At 73.2% G+C, this 19,860-nt stretch carries 12 protein-coding genes; 9 read left to right on the forward strand and 3 right to left on the reverse strand.

Features of this window, described 5'->3' with window-relative positions; genetic code table 11:
- The first annotated feature begins 66 nt into the window (after positions 1–66).
- The 6 genes from PZB75_RS10200 (at position 67) to PZB75_RS10225 (ending at position 12,683) form a co-directional block, all read left to right on the forward strand.
- Positions 67–3,990, forward strand: coding sequence for an FHA domain-containing protein (locus PZB75_RS10200; RefSeq protein ID WP_275534982.1), 3,924 nt, complete (start codon positions 67–69; stop codon positions 3,988–3,990).
- A gap of 261 nt (positions 3,991–4,251) precedes the next feature.
- Positions 4,252–5,616, forward strand: coding sequence for an extracellular solute-binding protein (locus tag PZB75_RS10205; protein ID WP_275534983.1), 1,365 nt, complete (start codon positions 4,252–4,254; stop codon positions 5,614–5,616).
- A gap of 4 nt (positions 5,617–5,620) precedes the next feature.
- Positions 5,621–6,982 (forward strand): sugar ABC transporter permease, encoded by a 1,362-nt coding sequence (locus PZB75_RS10210; RefSeq protein ID WP_275534984.1) that lies wholly within the window; start codon positions 5,621–5,623, stop codon positions 6,980–6,982.
- A complete protein-coding gene (locus PZB75_RS10215; protein ID WP_275534985.1) occupies positions 6,979–7,857 on the forward strand; it encodes a carbohydrate ABC transporter permease in 879 nt (292 codons plus the stop codon). The genes PZB75_RS10210 and PZB75_RS10215 overlap by 4 nt, the downstream gene beginning before the upstream one ends.
- Before the next feature lie 155 nt (positions 7,858–8,012).
- Positions 8,013–10,346, forward strand: coding sequence for a bifunctional glycosyltransferase family 2 protein/CDP-glycerol:glycerophosphate glycerophosphotransferase (locus PZB75_RS10220; protein ID WP_275534986.1), 2,334 nt, complete (start codon positions 8,013–8,015; stop codon positions 10,344–10,346).
- A gap of 90 nt (positions 10,347–10,436) precedes the next feature.
- Entirely contained in the window at positions 10,437–12,683 is a 2,247-nt protein-coding gene (locus PZB75_RS10225; protein ID WP_275534987.1) for a bifunctional glycosyltransferase family 2 protein/CDP-glycerol:glycerophosphate glycerophosphotransferase, read from the forward strand.
- A gap of 60 nt (positions 12,684–12,743) precedes the next feature.
- Here PZB75_RS10225 and PZB75_RS10230 read toward each other — a convergent pair whose 3' ends face one another.
- From PZB75_RS10230 to PZB75_RS10240, 3 genes are all read right to left on the reverse strand, one after another.
- The gene (locus PZB75_RS10230) at positions 12,744–13,118 is read right to left on the reverse strand and encodes a hypothetical protein (protein WP_275534988.1); all 375 of its coding nucleotides are present in this window, start codon (positions 13,116–13,118) and stop codon (positions 12,744–12,746) included.
- A gap of 100 nt (positions 13,119–13,218) precedes the next feature.
- On the reverse strand, positions 13,219–14,772 hold the full coding sequence (locus PZB75_RS10235) for a bifunctional glycosyltransferase/class I SAM-dependent methyltransferase (protein WP_275534989.1): 1,554 nt from the start codon (positions 14,770–14,772) through the stop codon (positions 13,219–13,221).
- An 80-nt stretch (positions 14,773–14,852) separates the two neighbouring features.
- Positions 14,853–16,361, reverse strand: coding sequence for a glycosyltransferase family 39 protein (locus tag PZB75_RS10240; protein WP_275534990.1), 1,509 nt, complete (start codon positions 16,359–16,361; stop codon positions 14,853–14,855).
- 202 nt (positions 16,362–16,563) lie between these two features.
- On the opposite strand from PZB75_RS10240, the gene PZB75_RS10245 reads away from it, so the two are divergent.
- Genes PZB75_RS10245 through rfbD form a run of 3 tightly spaced genes read left to right on the forward strand, consistent with a single transcriptional unit; the run spans position 16,564 to position 19,594 of the window.
- On the forward strand, positions 16,564–17,631 hold the full coding sequence (locus PZB75_RS10245; RefSeq protein WP_275534991.1) for a glucose-1-phosphate thymidylyltransferase: 1,068 nt from the start codon (positions 16,564–16,566) through the stop codon (positions 17,629–17,631).
- Entirely contained in the window at positions 17,628–18,626 is a 999-nt protein-coding gene (gene rfbB / locus PZB75_RS10250; RefSeq protein ID WP_275534992.1) for a dTDP-glucose 4,6-dehydratase, read from the forward strand. Before PZB75_RS10245 ends, rfbB begins: the two co-directional genes overlap by 4 nt.
- Positions 18,623–19,594: a dTDP-4-dehydrorhamnose reductase gene (rfbD, locus tag PZB75_RS10255; RefSeq protein ID WP_275534993.1), complete on the forward strand. Its 972-nt coding sequence runs from the start codon at positions 18,623–18,625 to the stop codon at positions 19,592–19,594. Before rfbB ends, rfbD begins: the two co-directional genes overlap by 4 nt.
- Positions 19,595–19,860: the final 266 nt, after the last annotated feature.

Genomic DNA, 19,860 nt, shown 5'->3' on the forward strand with positions numbered 1-19,860 from the left:
GGGTGGGGGGAATCACAGGGCGTTTCCCCTGCCGGACACCCCGCGCAGAAGGGACCGCTGACGGCGATGCAGATCCGGCTGACCGTCCTCGCGCCGCGCAGCGGCCAGACCCCGCGCGCCTGTGACGTGCTCGTCACGGCTCCGGCGGGGACCTCGCTCGCCGCCGTCGCCTCACAGCTCGCGGCCGCCGTCTCCGGGCCCGACGGCTCGCTCGGCAGCGGCGCGGTGGTGCTGTTCGCGGGGCGCGACCGGCTCGACGCCCAGCGGTCCGCCCTGGGCGAGCCGCCACTGGTCGACGGAGCGGTGCTCTCGCTCCAGGTCCCGGGCGAGGAGGAGGCCCTGGACGACGCCGTTCCGGCGCAGCTCCACGTGGTCGCCGGGCCGGACGCGGGCGGGGTCCATCTGCTGCACGGCGGACAGATCAGAATCGGCCGTTCCGCGGACGCGGACGTCCCGCTCGACGACCCGGACGTGTCCCGGCTGCACTGCGCGGTGACGGTCGGCGAGGACGGCCGGGTCTCGGTCGCGGACCTGGGCTCCACGAACGGCACCTCGCTGGACGGCGCGGACGTCGGCGACCGCCCGGTCCGCCTGACGCCGGGAGCACTGCTGCGGCTCGGCGAGTCGACGCTGAGGCTCACCACGGGCACCCGGGCGCCGACGCTGCCGACGACCCCGGACGGCGAGGGCCACCTCCGGGTGCCCCGGCAGGACCGCGCGCCGACGGGCGGGGAGGGCCCGGCCGGGGACGGACGGTACGCGCACCGGGGAGCGGCCACCGCTCACGGCGACCTCACCGGGTCCGGGTCCGGGTCCGCCGAGCACGACACGCACGGCTCGGGCCGGACGAACCTGGCCCACGCCGCGTACGAGGAACACGGGGCCGGGGCCGGTCCGGGGGCGGACACGCGTACGGGCACGGGGAACGCCCACGGCGTCGGCGACCGGTACGGGACCGGCGCCGGGACCGATGCCGGTGCGGGCACCGGACACGGGGAGGGGACCGGCGGTGGTCACGGGCACCGGCCCGGGAACGGCGACGGTACGGACCCCGGCGGCGCGGGCGGCGACCACGGTGACATGGGCGGACGCCGGGGCGACGCGGGGCGGTACGCCACCTCGCCGCGCGGCCCACGGTCCGCCGATCCGGACGCGGCGGCACCCCGGCGCGGTGGCATAGGGGCCTGGGCGCGTCGGCTGACGGGCGCGAAGGGGGAAGCGGCTCACGGGACGGTCCAGGGGACGGTCTCCGGGGCTGGTCCGGGGACGAACCATGACATGTCGTACGGAACGGGCTCGGAGGGCCGGATGACGGGCGACGGCCCGGCGGCGCCCTTCGCCGCCGCGTCCCGTTCCCCTTCCCCTTCCTCCCCTCCCTCTCCCTTCCCCACTTCTCCCTCCTCTCCGACTGCTCAGCCCTCTCCGTCCGCTCCCGCTTCCTCCACTTCCTCCGCGTATCCCTCGCCGCATTCGTCCCAGCCGCCCCACTCGTCCACTCCGGCTTCCCGGGCCTCCGCGCCCGCGGGCACCTGGCCCGATCCCGCGACCGTGCTGCTCACCGCGCTCGGGCCCGGCCCGCGGCTCTGGGAGCGCGACGCCGCGCACCCGGAGGCGCTGGTGGTCCGCCTGGGCACCACGGACCGGGCCGATCTGCCCGCCGTGCCGGTGACCGTGGGGCTGCGGGAGGCCGGTTCGCTGGGGCTCGCCGGGCCCCGCGCCCGGCTGTCCGGACTCGCGCGGGCGACCCTGGCGCAGCTCGCCGCCCTGCACTCGCCGGTCGATCTGGAGATCGTGCTGATCAGCGGCGACCGGGCCCGCAGCGCGGAGGAGCGCGGACAGGAGTGGTCCTGGCTCGGCTGGCTCCCCCATCTGCGGCCCATGCACGGGCAGGACTGCCGGCTGCTGACCGCCTACGACCGCGAACAGGCCACGGCCCGCACGACGGAGCTGGTGCGCCGGCTGGACGGCGGTCCGCTCGGCCCCGGCTGGGCGAACGCCGACCGGGAGGCGGTCGCCGAGGCCGCCCGGAGCTACGAAGGACCGCACACGGTGGTGGTCGTCGACGGCGACCCCGGTACGTCGGCGCTGCGCGAGACGACGGCGCGGCTGGCGGGGGCCGGGGCCGCGGCGGGCATTCATCTCATCTGTCTGGCCGAGACCCCGGCCGCCTCCCCCACCTCGCCGGTCATGGCGACGTACGAAGCGGCCTGCCAGACGTCGACGGCGTTCCGCGAGTGCGGGGCGGTGGCCATGCTGAGCGGCGATGTCGCCACCGCGCTGCGTCTGCTGCGCACGGCGGGCGGTCAGGTCGCGGGGCACGGCACGGTCGCCGCGGTGGACGCGGTGTCCGCCGCCTGGGCCGAGCGGTTCGGCCGGGCGCTGGCGCCCCTGCGGGCCGAGGGCTCGGCGGCTCTGCCGGGACGCCCGGCGGCCGCGGCGCTGCCGCCGTCCGCCCGGTTGCTCGACGAGCTGGGCCTCGCCCGCGCCACCCCCGCCTCGCTCATGGCTCGCTGGGCCTCCACGGCGGAGGAACAGCCGGGGGCGACGGTCCGCACGACGGCGGGCGGCGGAGCACCGCACGGCCCGGGCACGCGGGACCCGGGCCGCACGGCGCCGCGCATCGGCGTCCAGCGCACGGGCGGCGCCGATGGCGACGCGCCGGTCGGCTCCCCGTACACCGAGGACCGCGACAGCGGGCGGTCCGCCGGCGGCCGGTACGGGACGCGGGGGCCCGAGGGCACACCCGGTGGCCGTCCCGGTTCGCGCACCGTTCAGGGCGGGACCCGGGGCGCTGCGGCCGGTGGTCCGTACCCGGAGTCGTCCGGCGGCGCCCCCCTGCACATCCCCGCCTCCGCGCGGGCCGTGAGCCGGGTCAGCGGGCCGCGGGGCTCGGACGCCCCCCGGGTGGCGGCGCGGGGCGCCGAGGGCCGGACCGGAGGCGGTGGTGCTCCGTTCGCCGGGCGTCCCGTGGTGGTGCTCGGCGCCGGACCGCGCGGCGCGCTCAGCGTGGACCTGTCCGTCGAGGGACCGCATCTGCTCATCGAGGGCCCGGCGGGCAGCGGCCGTACGGAGCTGCTGCGCGCCGTCGCCGCCTCCCTGGCCGCCGCCGCCCGGCCCGACCTGCTCGGCATGGTCCTGGTCGACGGGGCGGGCGGGGAGCGCGGCGAGGGTCTGCATCCCTGTACGGAGCTCCCGCACGCGTTCACGCATCTGGTGGCGTCCGACCCGGTCCGGATGCGGCGGTTCGCGCAGGAGCTGGGCGGGGAGCTGAAGCGCCGGGCCGAACTGCTCGGTCCGCTGGACTTCACCGAGTGGCACGCCCGCCACACGGCCGCGCAGCGGGTCATCGGCCAGCGGGCCCCGAGCGCCGCCGAGCAGCGCGGCGACCTGGACAGTCCGGCCAGCGGCACCCTGCGGCTGCGGACCACGGCCGCGCGCCCCGTGCCGCCCGGCCCGTCACCGCTGCCCCGGCTCGTCGTGCTCGTCGACGACTTCGACGCCCTGGTCGCCCCGGCGCTCGGCAGCCCCGGCCGCCCGGCCGCCGGTTCGGTCGTACGGGCGCTGGAGGCCGTCGCCAGGGACGGCGGACGCCTCGGTGTGCACCTGGTCGCGACCTCCGCACGCCCGGAGCGCACGGAGGACACGGAGCTGGCCCGCGGGGCCCGGCTGCGGGTCGTGCTCGACGCCCCGGTCGTGCCCCCGTCGCCGGACGAACCGGCCCCGGGCCGCGGCAGGCTGGGTCATCCGGACGGGCGCGTCACGCCGTTCCAGGGCGGCCGGGTCACGGGCCGCATCCCGCGTACGGCGACCCTGCGTCCGACCGTCGTGCCGCTGGAGTGGGAGCGGATGGGCGATCCACCCGCCCGGCGCCCGGTCCGTGAGCTGGGCAACGGGCCGACCGATCTCGCGCTGCTGGCCAGCGCGCTGGAGCGGGCCGCCCGTTCGGTGAACGCCGAGCCGGTGCCCCCGCTCGCACCCGCCCCGTCCTGACACCACGTCAGGCACGTGCTCCCTCCCCGCTCCACGCCGCACGACGGCCGCCCCTCACCACGTCACGTCGGGGCGGGACATACGCCCTGACGCCACGTCACGAGGCCATCACGATCACCGGGTCCGCACCGGCCACGGTATTGCGGCCCCGGTGTGCCGGGCGTAGGACTGTGCGCACGGAGGACGTGACACCCGAGGGACGCCGCTGCTCGACCCACGGCGCCTCCTCGTACGCACGCGCACAGGAGAGACGGGGCAGGAATGCGCACAACGCTACGGATTCGCAGGGCCGCCATGGTGTTCACCGCCATCGGAGCACTGGCCCTCACCGGCTGTGGTGACGACGGCGGCGACAGCGGCAAGGACACGACGGGCGGGAGCGGTGGCGGGAAGAGCCCGACGGGCGTCGCGTTACCCCAACTGAAGGGCGAGAGGATATCGGTCGCCGCGGTCTGGACCGGTCCCGAGCAGGAGAACTTCGGCAAGGTGCTGAAGGAGTTCGAGAAGCGCACGGGCGCGACGGTCACCTTCGTCCCCGCGCAGGACCCGATCGTCAACTTCCTCGGTACGAAGATCGCGGGCGGTCAGCCGCCGGACGTGGCGATGATCCCGCAGGTCGGCGCCGTCCAGCAGGCCGTGGCGAAGAAGTGGGCCAAGCCGGTGGGCGCGGCGGCCAAGGCCGAGCTGACGAAGAACTACTCGAAGGTCTGGCAGGACCTCGGCGCGGTGGACGGCACCCAGTACGGCGTCTACTTCAAGGCCGCCAACAAGTCGCTGATCTGGTACAACGCCAAGGCGTTCGAGAACGCCGGGGCGAGCGAGCCGAAGACCTGGAAGGACTTCCTGTCGACGGCGGAGACGATCTCGGCCTCCGGTGTCACACCGGTCTCGGTCGGCGGCGCGGACGGCTGGACCCTGACCGACTGGTTCGAGAACGTCTATCTGTCGCAGGCGGGTCCGGAGAAGTACGACCAGCTGGCGCAGCACAGGATCAAGTGGACCGATCCGTCCGTCAAGGACGCGCTGACCACGCTCGCCCAGCTGTTCGGCAAGCCGGCCCTGATCACGGGCGGCGCGGACGGGGCGCTCCAGACGGAGTTCCCGGCGTCGGTCACCCAGACGTTCACCGGGGGCGACCAGCCGAAGGGCGCGATGGTCTTCGAGGGCGACTTCGTCGGCGTCAACATCGCGCAGACCGAGGCCAGGATCGGAACGGACGCCAAGGTGTTCCCGTTCCCCGCGGTGGGCGCGGACTCCCCCGTGGTCACCGGTGGCGACGCCGCGGTGGCCCTGAAGGACACCAAGGGCGCCCAGGCGCTGCTGACCTGGCTGGCGTCGGCCGACGCGGCGAAGATCTGGGCCCGGGCGGGCGGGTTCATCTCGCCGAACAAGTCCCTGGACGCGTCGGCGTATCCGAACGACGTGCAGCGCACCATGGCCCAGGCCCTGGTCGCGGCCGGTGACGACGTCAGGTTCGACATGTCCGACCAGGCCCCGCAGTCGTTCGGCGGCACCCCGGGCAAGGGCGAGTGGAAGACCCTCCAGGACTTCCTGAAGAACCCGAAGGACATCGCGGGGACCCAGCAGCGACTGGAGTCCGACGCGGCCAAGGTGTACAAGAGCTGACGCCGTGTCCACCACGACAGCGGGAGGCGCCGGCGCCGCGCCTCCCGCCGACAGGCGTCCCCCTGAGCGCACACGCAAGAGCGTGACCGGCACCCGGCGGCTCGTCGCGGCGGTCTTCCTGCTGCCGACCCTGGTGCTGCTCGGCGCGCTCGTGGTCTATCCGATCGTGTACTCCGTCTACCGGTCGTTCCTCGACCAGGCGGGCACGGGCTTCGTCGGCCTCGACAACTACAGGGCGCTGTTCACGGACGCCACCATCCGTACGGCGGTCAAGAACAACGCGATCTGGATCGTGCTGGCGCCGACCGTCTCCACCGTGCTCGGGCTGATCTTCGCGGTACTGACCGAACGCATCCGGTGGGGCACGGCGTTCAAGCTGATCGTCTTCATGCCGATGGCGATCTCCATGCTCGCCGCGGGCATCATCTTCCGGCTGGTGTACGACCAGGCGCCGGAGCGCGGGGTCGCCAACGCGGTCTGGGTGGGCGTGCACGACACGTTCGCCGAGTCGTCCGGCTTCCCGAAGGCGCACCCGCTGCCCGTGCACCCGCTGACGGCGGGCGGCGGCGGGTCGTTCGTCACCAAGGCCCCGGTACGGACCGGGCACCCGGTCCTGCTGCCGCTGGTCGGTGTGGCGCCCGCGAAGATGCCGGGCGACGCGCGGCCCGCGAAGACCCCCGCCGCCGAGCCCGGAAAGATCACCGGCACCGCCTGGCTGGACTTCACCAAGGGCGGCGGCGGCAGGCCGAACGTCGTCGACGCCCGGGAACTCGGCCTCAAGGGCATCAAGGTCGAGGCCGTCAAGGACGGCAGGGTGGTCGCGTCGGCGACGGCGGGGGCGGACGGCACGTTCACCCTGCCCGCGTCGGCGGACGGCGCCCGGCTCCGCCTTCCGGCCGCCAACTTCGAGGAGGCGTACAACGGCGTCGACTGGCTCGGCCCCTCCCTGGTGACCCCCGCGATCATCGGCAGCTACGTCTGGATGTGGGCGGGTTTCGCCATGGTCCTGATCGCCGCGGGACTGGCCGGGCTGCCGCGCGAACTCCTCGAAGCGGCCCGGGTGGACGGCGCCAACGAGTGGCAGGTCTTCCGCCGGATCACGGTCCCGCTGCTCGCACCGGTCCTCGCGGTGGTGCTGGTCACGCTGATGATCAACGTACTGAAGGTCTTCGACCTGGTCTTCATCATCGCGCCCGGCTCGTCCCAGGACGACGCGAACGTGCTGGCGCTCCAGTTGTACCGGTCCTCGTTCGGCACCGACGCGGACCTCGGGATCGGCAGCGCCATCGCGGTGCTCCTGCTGCTCCTGGTGATACCGGTGATGCTGTTCAACGTCCGGCGGATACGGAAGGAGGGGCGCCGATGACCCTCACCGACGGGGCGAAGTCCGGGCGGTCGCTCGGTGCCCGGCTCGCGGCCCGCGCCGGGGGCGGGGTGATGCGGGTCCTCCTGGTCCTGGTGGCCCTGTTCTGGCTGATGCCGACGATCGGCCTGCTGCTGTCGTCGCTGCGCGGCCCCTCCGACATCGCGGCGACCGGATGGTGGAAGGTCTTCACGGCCCCGACCGAGCTGACCTTCGACAACTACTCCCGGCTGCTGGACAACCCGACCATCACGCACTCCCTCCTCAGCACGGTGCTGATCACCGTCCCGGCGACGCTCCTGGTCGTGGTGATCGGCTCGTTCGCCGGATACGTCTTCGCCTGGATGGAGTTCCCGGGACGCGACTGGCTGTTCCTGGTGGTCGTGGGGCTGCTGGTGGTGCCGGTGCAGGTGGCGCTGATCCCGGTCTCGAAGCTGTTCGGCGCGATCGGCGTCTTCGAGACGACCTTCGGCGTGATCATGTTCCACACGGCGTTCGGGCTGCCGTTCGCCATCTTCCTGCTGCGGAACTTCTTCGCGGAGATCCCGCGCGAACTCCTTGAGGCGGCCAGGCTGGACGGCGCCGGTGAGATCCGGCTGTTCACCCGGGTCGTACTGCCGCTGGGCGGTCCGGCGATCGCGTCGCTCGGCATCTTCCAGTTCCTCTGGGTGTGGAACGACATGCTCGTCGCGCTGATCTTCGCGGACTCCGGCTCACCGCCGATCACCGTGGCGCTGCAACAACAGGTGCGGCAGTTCGGCAACAACATCGACGTCCTGGCACCCGGCGCCTTCGTGTCGATGGTGATCCCGCTCGCGGTGTTCTTCGCGTTCCAGCGGCAGTTCGTCTCGGGGGTGATGGCGGGCGCGGTGAAATGACGCCCGGCGTCGGTCCGAAGCGGCCCCCGGCACCCGTCCGGGGGCCGTCCGCGTCCCCCCGCTTCCCCCATATGCCACGTCCGGCGTAACCAGGTCACTCCATCGGCCGTTGGCGGGCCATCTGCCCGCGCCAGCGACCGACCCATGGATGTGTTGTGCCCCGGTTCAGTGTCATCGTGCCCGCGTACCGGGTCCAGGCGTATCTGCACGACAGCCTGGACTCCGTGCTCACCCAGTCCTTCGACGACTTCGAGCTCATCGCGGTCGACGACTGCTCACCCGACGCCTGCGGCGCCGTCATCGACGAGTACGCCGCCCGCGACCCCCGCGTACGCGCCCTCCACCTGCCGGAGAACGTCGGCCTCGGCCGGGCCCGCAACGCCGGTATCGCCGAGGCCACCGGGGACTACCTGCTCTTCCTGGACAGCGACGACACCCTCACCCCCGGCGCGCTGCGGGCCGTCGCCGACCGGATCGACGCGGCCGGGGACCCCGACGTACTGGTCTACGACTACGCCCGTACGTACTGGTCCGGCGAGCGCGTCCGCAACATGTTCGCGGACCGGCTCACCGAGACCGGACCCGCCGCCTTCACCCTCGCCGACCGCCCCGGGCTGCTGAAGGTCCTGATGGTGGTCTGGAACAAGGCGTACCGCCGCGACTTCGTCGAGGAGCACGGCTTCAGCTTCCCGCCGGGCTACTACGAGGACACGCCCTGGACCTATCCGACGCTGATGGCGGCCCGTTCGATCGCCGTGCTCGACCGGGTCTGCGTCGACTACCGGCAGCGGCGGCGGGGGAACATCCTCTCCACCACCAGCCACCGGCACTTCGACGTCTTCGACCAGTACGACCGGGTCTTCGCGTTCATCGACGCCCACCCCCGGCTCGCCGTCTGGCGGCCGGTGATCTTCCGCCGGATGCTCGACCACTTCTCCACCGTCTTCACCGCGCCCGACCGGCTGCCGCGCGGCAGCCGCGCCGCGTTCTTCCGCCGGGCCCGCGCCCACTGCCGCCGCTACCGCGCCACGGGCGTGACCGTCCCGCGCCGCGCCCGGCTGCGCCACGGGCTGTTCCGGATCGGCGCCCACCGCGTGTACCGGGCGCTGTGGACGGCCCGGACCCTGCGCGGGCGGCTGCGCCGCGTCCGGACGGCGGCGCTCCGGGCGCTGCGCGGCGCCGTGCTCCAGGCGCACTACCGGACGCAGCTGCGGCTGCCGGTCCGCGCCGACCTCGCGGTGTTCGCGGCGTACTGGCACCGCGGGTACGCCTGCAACCCGGCCGCGATCGAGACGAAGGCCCGGGAGCTGGTGCCCGGACTGCGCACCGCCTGGATCTGCCGGCCCGAGCACGCGCACACCGTGCCGTGCGGGACCCGGCGGCTGACCCCGGGGACGTTCGGCTACTGGACGGCGCTCGCCCGTGCCAAGTACCTCGTCAACAACGTCAACTTCGACCGCCGGCTGGTGAAGCGGCCCGGCCAGGTGCTGCTCCAGACCCATCACGGGACCCCGCTGAAGACCATGGGCCTGGACCTCCTGGACCGGCCCGCGGCGGCCCGCGCGATGGACTTCGACGTGCTCCTCGCCAACGTCGACAAGTGGGACTTCTCCCTCTCCGCCAACCGGCACTCCACCCTGGTGTGGGAGAGGGCGTACCCCTCCGGCTACACCACGCTCGACTACGGCTACCCGCGCAACGACGTCCTGCGACGGGCCACCGACGCCGATGTGGCGCGGCTGCGGGAGACGATCGGCATCCCCGAGGGCAGCACCGCCCTGCTGTACGCGCCCACCCACCGCGACTACCACCGCACCCAGCGACCCCTGCTCGACCCGGAACGGCTGCTGCGCGAGCTGGGCCCCGACTTCGTGATCCTGGCCCGTGCGCACTACTCGTACGAGGCCCCGCTGATCCACGTCCCGCATCCACGGGTCATCGACGTCAGCGGCCATCCATCGGTCGAATCGCTCGCCCTCGCCTCCGACGCCCTCATCACGGACTACTCGTCGCTGATGTTCGACTACGCCAATCTGGACCGCCCGATCGTCGTCCACAGCACCGACCGCGAGGCGTACGAGGCGGCCCGGGGCACCTACTTCGACCTGCGCTCCTGCCCGCCGGGCCCGATCGCGCACAGCGAGGAAGAGCTGATCGACCTGTTCGTCACCGGCCTCTGGCGCGGGGCCAGGTCGGCCCGGCTGCGGGCGGCGTTCCGGACGCGGTTCTGCCCGTACGACGACGGGGACGCGGCCGAACGCGTGGTGCGGCGGGTGTTCCTGGACGACACGACGGTACGGCCGCCCACACCCGCGCCCGCGGCGGCCGGCACGGACATGGTCACGGCGATGACCACGTCCGACGCCACCGGCCCGGAGCACGGACCGGTGCCCACCCCCGTACCTCCCACTCCCGTACCCCCCGGGCCCGGGACCGCACCGGCCACCGACCCGGCACGCCGACGTCTCCAGCCCGCCGACCGGACCTGACCGCCCTTCCCCTCCTCTTCCTCCCTCCGTCCCGTGTCACCTGTGTCCCCTCCCCCGTCCCCTCAGAAGCCTGTCCGAGAGAGAGCTGCCATGCCCCGGCTGAGTGTCGTCGTCCCCGTCCACCGCGCCCGGGGGGAGCTGCGGGCCTGTCTGGAGTCGGTGCTCTCCCAGTCGTTCACGGACATCGAGGTGATCGGGGTCGACGACGGGGCACCGGACGGCTCCGGGCTGCTCTTCGACGAGTTCGCCGAACGTGACGGCCGGGTGCGGGCGATGCGGCTGCCCTCCGGCGCCGGGGACCACGGACGGCGGGACGCCGGGGCGTGGGCGGCGACCGGGGACCACCTGCTGTTCCTCGAAGGGCACTTCGTGCTGCTGCCCGGGGCGCTGGAGACCATCGCCGACCGGCTGACCGAGGCCGGTGACCCGGACGTGCTGCTGTTCGGCCACCGCAGGAAGCCGTTCCGGGGCAGGTCACGGCCCGCCGGATCGCTGGAGGTGCTGCGCGAACTGGCGGCCACGGACGGACCGTCCACCACGCCGCTCACGCTCGCCGCCCACCCCCGGCTCCTCGACGTCGCCCAGGTCTCCTGGAACCGGACCGTCCGCCGCACCTTCCACAAGGCCCGTACACCCCACTTCGCGGCGGGACCGCACGGCGAGCGGATGTACGCGCTCCGGACCCTGGCCGTGGCCGGTTCGGTGGCCGTGCTGCCCACCGCCTGCGTCGAGCACCGGGGCCGGCGCCCGCTGCCCTCCCTCGACGGGACCCCCGCCCCCGAGGACGCCCCGGCCGCCCTCGTCACCGCGTACGGCGAACTGCTGTCGTCCGTCCGCCAGGACCCGGCCACGCACGCCCTGCTCTTCGGGCGGGCGGAGCGCGAACTCCTCACCGCCCACCGGTCGGTACGGCGTCGGCGCCGACGGTACGTACGCTCCGTGGCGGAGTTCCACCGCGCGCACCGGCCCGAGGGCCACCGCTTCCCGCCCGGCGTGAAGGGGCTGCGGCTACGGCTGCTGGGCGGCGGCCGGTCCGCCGCACTCTCCGCACTGACCCGGACGCTCGCCGTGCGCACGGCACTTCGGGCCGTGCCCGGCGCGCTGCGGGCCCGCGCCCGGCGCTCCCTGCCCGGCCGCTACTACCGGTGGCAGCGCCGACTGCCGCTGAACCCACGGCTCGCCGTCTACTCCGCGTACTGGAACCGGGGCGTCAGCTGCAACCCGGAGGCCGTCTTCCGCAAAGCCCGCGAACTGGCCCCGCACATCCACGGTGTGTGGGTGGTGTCGAAGGACGCGGTGGGCTCGGTCCCCGAGGGCGTCGACCACGTCGTGCCGGGGACCCGGCGCTACTGGTCGCTGCTCGCCCGCGCCACGTACTTCGTCAACAACGTCAACTTCCCCGACCACCTGGTCAAACGCCCCGGCCAGATCCATGTGATGACCCACCACGGCACCCCGCTGAAGATCATGGGCCTGGACCAGCAGGAGTACCCGGTCGCCGCGAAGGGGCTCGACTTCGGCCGGCTGCTGCGCCGCGTCGACCGGTGGGACTGGAGCGTCAGCGCCAACCCGCACTCCACGGAGGTCTGGGCGCGCGCCTATCCCGGCACCGCCCGCGCCCTCGAATCGGGCTACCCGCGCAACGACGTCTACACCACGGCCACCAGCGAGGACATCCGGACGATCCGGGAGGGGCTCGGCATCCGGCCGGAGCAGCGCGCCGTGCTGTACGCGCCGACGCACCGGGACTACGAGGCGTCGTACCGCGGCAGGCTCGACCTGGTCCGGTTCTGCGAGCTGGTCGGCCCGGACACCGTCGTGCTGGTCAGGGCGCACTACTTCTACGGGGACGCCGAACCGCCCGCCCATCCGTCCCTGATCGACGTCAGCGCCCACCCGAGGGTCGAGGAGCTGTGCCTCGCGGCCGACGCCCTGGTGACGGACTACTCGTCGGTGATGTTCGACTACGCCAATCTGGACCGGCCGATCGTGGTGCACGCGCCGGACTGGGAGACGTACCGCACGGTCCGGGGCGTCTGTTTCGACCTGCTCTCGGGGAAGCCGGGCGACACCCCGGGCGCGGTCTCCACGAGCACGGAGGAGCTGGCCCGGATCTTCCTGGACGGCAGCTGGCGGAGCCCGGAGAACACGGCGCTGCGGTCCGCGTTCCGGGCGAGGTTCTGCCCGTACGACGACGGGCGGGCCGCCGAACGGGTGGTGCGCCGGGTCCTGCTGGGCGAGCCGGAGCCGCTGTCCGTGGCGATGTCCTGGGAGCGGGGCCGGGTGCGGCTGCCGGAGCAGGGACGCGGCGAGGCGTCCCGTACGGCCGACGCCTGACCCGGACCCGCGGGGCGCCGCGCCGGTCTCCCGCGGGGGGAGGCCGGCGCGGCGGCCGTCTCAGCGCCGCTGACCGGCCATCACCGCGGCGAGGCCGACCACCACGAGCACCGATCCGCCCCAGGTCCACATCGAGGTCCGCTCGTGCAGCACGGTCGATCCGGCGAGCACGATCAGCAGATAGCCGAGGGCGTTGAACGGATAGGCGATGCTCAGCGGCACCCGGGCCAGGGTGGACATCCAGGCGAGCGCGGACACCGCGAAGACGAGCAGCCCGGCGACGACCCAGGGACTGGTGGCGGCCCGCATCGCGACGGACCCGCCGTCCCGGTCGACGGCCGCCGCCGCGCCCCGCATCCCGTGCTTGAGCATGATCTGACCGCCCGCCGACGCGAACACGGCGAACAGCAGCAGCGACAGGCTGGCGAGGGTCAACGGATTCCTCCTGGCGGACGGTCCCGGCTCGGGCGGTGAAGGGAGCGGCGGCCCCGGCCGGGGCGCCGTGGGGAGTTCGGGGGCGGGGGCCGACGGGGGCTCAGGCGCGGGCGTCGGCCGGGGCGGCGGCTCGGGCGCCCGGGACGACGGAGTCCGCGGGGACGTACCGGTGGTCGAGGATGTCCTGTACATCGACGTGCTCTCCAGCGATGATCGTTTCCGCCGCGTGCGGGGTGAGCAGGGCGACGTGCTGATAGCCGAACAGGGTCGGGCGCAGCCGGGTGAGCAGCTTCGAGAGCCCGCCGAGGACCGCGGTGACGGGTCCGCGTCCGCCGAGCACGGCCCAGAAGGGCGCCCCGGTCGAGGTCAGGTCGAGGATGTCGTAACCGGCGCTCCGGACCGTGCGGCGCAGGCTGGCCCGGGTGAAGAAGCGCAGATGCGTTTCGTCGAGGATGCCGCGCCGGTCGTAGTCGAAGGCGCCGAGCGCGACGCGCAGCCGGGCGTACCAGTGGCTGAAGTTCGGCACGGACAGCAGCACCCGGCCGCCGGGGCGCAGGACGGCGGCGATGTCGGTGAGCACCCGCCCGGGGCGGGACAGGTGCTCGATGACGTCCCCGGCGACCACGTAGTCGTAGCCGGTGCCGATCTCCTCGGGCAGGCCCTTCTCCAGGTCGGCGAGGTGGAAGCGGGTGCAGTTCGCGCGGACGCCGGGGACCTCGACGTGGTCGACGCCGGTCACCTCGTGACCCAGCGCCTCCAGCCGCCGGGCGAACAGGCCGCCGGAGCAGCCGAGGTCAAGGACCCGGCCGGGCGGCAGGGCGCGCATCTTCTCCAGGATGACGGCGTGGGAGGAGCCGTCGCCCTCCTTGAAGGCGTACTCGACGGGCTTGGGAATCCAGGGGCAGGTCCCGAAGCCCTTGACGGCGAGGCGGTATTCGATGACGTCCTTGAGCACGTCCTTGGCGTACTTCATTCCGTTGACGTAGCAGATCTCGTCGCCGTAGTAGGTGGGTACGGGGATCTCCTTGATCCGCATCCCCGCGTCCAGCAGCTGGACGATGATCTGGGTGTCGAAGTCGAACGCGTCGGTGTTCCGGTCGATCGGGAGCTTCTTCAGCGCCTCGACGCTGTAGGCGCGGTACCCGGAGTGGAATTCGGTCAGCCGCGAGCCGAGCAGCCCGTTCTCGAAACGGGTGAGGACCCGGTTGCCGAGCCATTTGTAGAGCGGCATTCCGCCCTTGAGCGCCGTTCCGGACGTCATCATCCGAGAGCCGAACACCGCTTCGCATTCGCCGCGTTCGATGGGCGCGACCATGTCGGGCAGGAGTTCGGGGGCGTACTGTCCGTCGCCGTGCAGGAGTACGACGATGTCGAGCCCGCGTTCGGCGGCCAGCGCGTATCCGGCTTTCTGGTTTCCGCCGTATCCGAGGTTCTTGGTGTGGCGCATCACGACGGTACGGGGCATTCCCTCCCCCTGCGACCAGCGGCAGCCCGCGGTGAACGTCGCGTCGTGGCTCGCGTCGTCCAGGATGAGGATGTCGGTGACGCGCGGCCGGAAATCCTCCGGAATGCGGTCGAGGGTCTTCTCCAGCGTCGTCTCGGCGTTGTACGCGACCACCAGGATGCCGATTCCGGGGCTCGGGTTTTCCTTCACGGGACTTCTCTCCAGTCGGGCTCGGGTGCGGGGCCCACGAGGGGCGGCCGGGGCCGCCGAGGGGGCGGGCGAGCGCGTGATCAGTTGACGGACGGTTCGGCACGGTCGGCGGGTCCCGGCCGGTCGGGGGCCGGGGCGGGGCCTGCGGGAGTGGTGGGAACGTCGGCATCGGCGGGGGCGGCGGTAGCGGCGGGGCCGGTGCGGTCCGCCGCCGGGGCGGGTTCCGCGGTGCGGGGCGGGGTGACGGTGGCCGTTCCCGAGCCCGTGGCCGTAGCCGCGCCCTTGGCCGCGTCCGTGGCCGTAGTCGTAGCCGCGTCCGTGGCCGTAGTCGTAGCCGCGTCCGTGGCCGTAGTCGTAGCCGCGTCCGTGGCCGTTCCCGTGACCGCATCCGTGCCCGCGCCCGTGGCCGGTCCCGTACCCCCGTCCGTGTCCGGCCGGGCGCCGAGCAGGGACCGGACCCCGGTGGCGAGGGAGACCGCGAGCACGAGCCAGCCGAACTCGCCCAGGTACAGCAGGGGTTCGCTCCAGCGGACCGCCGAACGCCCGTGGTAGGCGAGGGAGGCCAGCAGACCGAGCACGGCGTTGCAGGCGACGCCCTCCCACGGTCCGAGGACGAACATCGCTGCGGCGGCCCAGGTCAGGTACTGGAGCGCGGACGCGGTGGAGAGCAGCAGCAGCAGACCGAGCGTGACGGAGACGGCCGCGGTGAGCCGCGCGGGCCTCAGCCACGCCAGCCAGACGCCCGCCGCCACGCAGATCAGTACGGGCAGGAAGTGTCCGTCGCCACGGAGGAACACCACGAACGAGTCGGGCAGCCCCAGCTGGTCGGCGAACCGCACCAGTCCCCAGAGGCGGTGGCCGCCGCCCCCGTACTCCAGGACGTTCTCCTTCAGCTGCTCGGGCACCGTCGCCAGCACCGGCCCCCACAGGAGCGCGATCACCCCGGCGAATCCGCAGGTGAAGCGGGTGAGTGTGGAGCGCCCGCCGCGCAGCGCGACGACGAACAGCGCGGGGACGGCCACCACCGGGACGAACTTCACGCTGATCCCGAGCGCGGCGGCCACCCCGGCGGCCAGCGGCGACTTCCGGTCGGCGAGCAGGAACGCGGCGGCGAGCACGAGGGCGATGGCGACCGAGTCGGTGTTCCCGTGATAGCCGGAGGTGGCGGTCAGCAGCGGGCTCAGCGCCACGCCGGCCCCGCAGACGGCCGCCGTGCGGATCGAGCCGCGCCGCCGGACGGCCTCGAACACGAGCAGCGCGCAGAGGAAGTCGGCGAGTGATGCCGGGACGCGCATCAGGGTGGCGAACGGAATTCCGGCTCCGGACAGTTCATGCAGTCCGAGAAGCAGCCAGCCGGCCAGCGGCGGATGATTGTAGAGCGGCAGACCCGGCAGTGGTTGTTCATAGATGCGGATCGGACCGTAGACCGTGAGGGCCTTGGCGAATCCCTGGAAGTATCTGACGTCCGCCGGACCCGGGGTGTTCACGGCGATCATCATTCTGGTGACCATACCGATGGCAGCGGCGACCAGGACGGCGGCTCTCGCCCGCCGTACGGTCAACGCGTCCCACCGCATTCGAATACCCATGAAAACAGAACGTAGCAACCCACGGGGCCCGTGTTGCGTACCGATGAACACACTTAATTCGTATGGGGGTTCACGACACCGGGATATCCGTAAACCCGTAATTCACCGAATCACCCGTGCGGCCCACGCCACCCGTAATCGAGGGACGTCAACTCTCGTTAACCACCCGTCCTTCACTCAGTCCTCGACGGGTCGGAACCCAGTGAAAGCTCTCGTACTCGCCGGCGGCGCCGGCACCCGGCTGCGGCCGATCACCCACACCTCCGCCAAACAGCTCGTACCGGTCGCCAACAAGCCGGTGCTCTTCTACGGACTGGAGTCGATCGCGCGGGCCGGCATCACCGAGGTCGGCATCATCGTCGGCGACACCGCGGACGAGATCATGTCGTCGGTCGGTGACGGCTCCCGCTTCGGACTGGGCGTCACCTACATCCCGCAGCACGCGCCGCTGGGCCTCGCCCACGCGGTGCTGATCGCCCGCGACTTCCTCGGGGACGAGGACTTCGTGATGTACCTGGGGGACAACTTCGTGGTCGGCGGCATCACCGACCTGGTCCGGGCCTTCCGTACGAGCAGACCGGACGCGCAGATCCTGCTGACCCGGGTGCCCGATCCGCGCGCCTTCGGGGTCGCCGAGCTGGACGCCGAGGGGCAGGTCGTGGGGCTGGAGGAGAAACCCGAGCGGCCCCGCAGCGATCTGGCGCTGGTCGGGGTGTACCTGTTCACCCCGGCCGTCCACGAGGCGGTGCGGGCCGTCAAACCGTCCGACCGGGGCGAACTGGAGATCACGCACGCCCTCCAGTGGCTCATCGACGAGCGCCGCACGGTCCGCTCGACGGTGGTCTCCGGCTACTGGAAGGACACCGGGAACGTCTCCGACATGCTGGAGGTGAACCGGTCCGTCCTGGAACTCCTCGAACCGGTCCGCGAGGGCGATGTCGACGCGGCCACCGAGATCATCGGCCGGGTCAGCATCGCCGCGGACGCCACGGTCCGCGCCTCCCGGATCGTGGGCCCGGTCGTCATCGGCGCCGGAACCGTCGTGGAGCGCTCGTACATCGGCCCGTCCACCTCGATCGCCGAGAACTGCCGGATCACCGACAGCGAGATCGAGTACTCCATCGTCCTGTGCGGCTCGTCGGTGCGTGGCGTGGGCCGGATCGAGGCGTCACTGATCGGCCGCCACGTCGAAATCACCCCCGCCCCGCCCATCCCCGCCGCGCACCGCCTCGTGCTCGGCGACCACAGCAAGGTGCAGATCTCCGCATGACGCCCCCTCTTCGCATCCTGGTGACCGGCGGCGCCGGGTTCATCGGCTCGCACTACGTCCGTACCCTGCTGGGCGCCGAGGGCCCGGCGGCCGTCGCCGGGGTGGCGGTCACCGTCCTCGACCGGCTCAGCTACGCGGGCAACCCGGCCAACCTCGACCCGGTCCGCTCCCACCCCCGGTTCGCCTTCGTGCACGGCGACATCCGCGATCCGGCGCTCGTCGGCAAGGCCGTCTCCGAGCACGACCAGGTGGTGCACTTCGCCGCCGAGTCGCACGTCGACCGCTCGATCCAGGGCGCCGGCGCCTTCGTGGACACCAATGTGCTCGGCACCCAGGTGCTGCTGGACGCGGCGCTGAGGCACCGGCTCGGCACGTTCGTCCACGTCTCCACGGACGAGGTGTACGGATCGGTCGACGAGGGTTCCTGGCCCGAGACCGCCCCCGTCTCGCCCAACTCCCCCTACGCGGCGACCAAGGCGTCCGCCGACCTGCTGGCGCTCGCCCACCACCGCACGCACGGACTGGACGTCCGGGTCACCCGCTGCTCCAACAACTACGGCCACCACCAGTTCCCCGAGAAGATCGTCCCGCTGTTCATCACCCGGCTGCTGGACGGCGGACGGGTGCCGCTGTACGGGGACGGGCTCAACGTCCGCGACTGGCTGCACATCGACGACCACGTCCAGGGCATCGAACGGGTCCGCACCGCGGGGCGCCCCGGCGAGGTCTACAACATCGGCGGCGGCACCGAACTCACCAACCGGGAACTGACCTCACTGCTGCTGACCGCCTGCGGCGCCGACTGGGACCGGGTCGACCGGGTCGAGGACCGCAAGGGCCACGACCGCCGCTACTCGGTGGACTGCGCCAAGATCCGCGACGAGCTGGGATACCGCCCAGGCAAGGACTTCGCGACCGGCCTCGCCGAGACCGTCGACTGGTACCGCGAGCACCGCTCGTGGTGGCGGCCGCTGACCGCGCGGGCCGCGCTGTGAGCCGCTGGCTGGTCACCGGGGCGGGCGGGATGCTCGGCCGGGCCATGACCGCCCGGCTGGCCCGCGAGGGGCGTGCGCCCGTCGCGCTGGACCGGCGGGCCCTGGACCTCACGGACCCGGCCGCGGTCGGGTCCGCCCTCGCCGCGCACCGGCCCGCCGTCGTCGTCAACTGCGCGGCCTGGACCGCCGTGGACGACGCGGAGAGCCGGGAACCCGACGCCCTGCGGATCAACGGCGACGGGGTACGCAACCTCGCGGCGGCCTGCGCGGCGCGGGGCGTGGTCCTGCTGCACGTGTCGACGGACTACGTCTTCGGCGGCGACGCGACCACCCCCTACCCGGAGACCGCGGTCCCGGCCCCGAGGACCGCGTACGGCAGGACCAAACTCGCGGGCGAGCGGGCGGTGCTCGATCTGCTGCCGACCACCGGGTACGTCGTGCGCACGGCCTGGCTGTACGGGGAGGGCGGGGCGAACTTCGTCCGCACGATGATCCGTCTGGAGGCCACCCGCGACACCCTGGACGTGGTCGACGACCAGCGCGGCCAGCCGACCTGGAGCGCCGACCTCGCGCACCGGCTGGCGCAGCTCGGCTGCGCGGCCGTGGCCGGTCTGGCACCGCCCGGGATCTACCACGGCACCAGCGGTGGCGAGGGCAGCTGGTGCGATCTGGCGCGGGAGACGTTCCGGCTGCTCGGCGCGGACCCGGCGCGGGTGCGGGCGACCACGGGGGCGGCGCTCGCACGGGCCTCGGCGGGGACGACGACGGCGCCCAGACCCGCGCCGAGACCCGCGTACAGCGTCCTGGGCCACGCCCGTTGGCGCGCGGCGGGCCTCGATCCGATCCGGGACTGGCGGGCCGCGCTCGCGCAGGCGCTTCCGGCCCTGCGCGCGGCGGCGGGCCCCCGGGTGACAGCGGGAGCGGGAGCGAGGGCGGGGGCGGAGGTGGAGGCGAAAACGGGGAGCTGAGCGGGCGGGACTGGCGCGGGCGGGCGTGGGCGTGGCCGGACGGACGTGGGCGTGGCCGGACGGACGTGGGCGAGCGCGCGCGGCCGGGCGGACGTGGCCGGACAGACGTGGGCAGGCGGACGTGGCCGGGCAGACGTAGCCGGACGGACATGGGCAGGCGCGGCCGGGCGGAGGTGGCCGGACGGACATAGGCAGGCAAACGGACATGGGCGCGCGGCCGGGCGGAGGTGGCCGGGAGGTCGGCGCACCGCCCGGCCACGCCCTCA

Source organism: Streptomyces sp. AM 4-1-1 (assembly GCF_029167625.1).
In the GTDB taxonomy this organism is placed as follows: Bacteria; Actinomycetota; Actinomycetes; order Streptomycetales; family Streptomycetaceae; genus Streptomyces.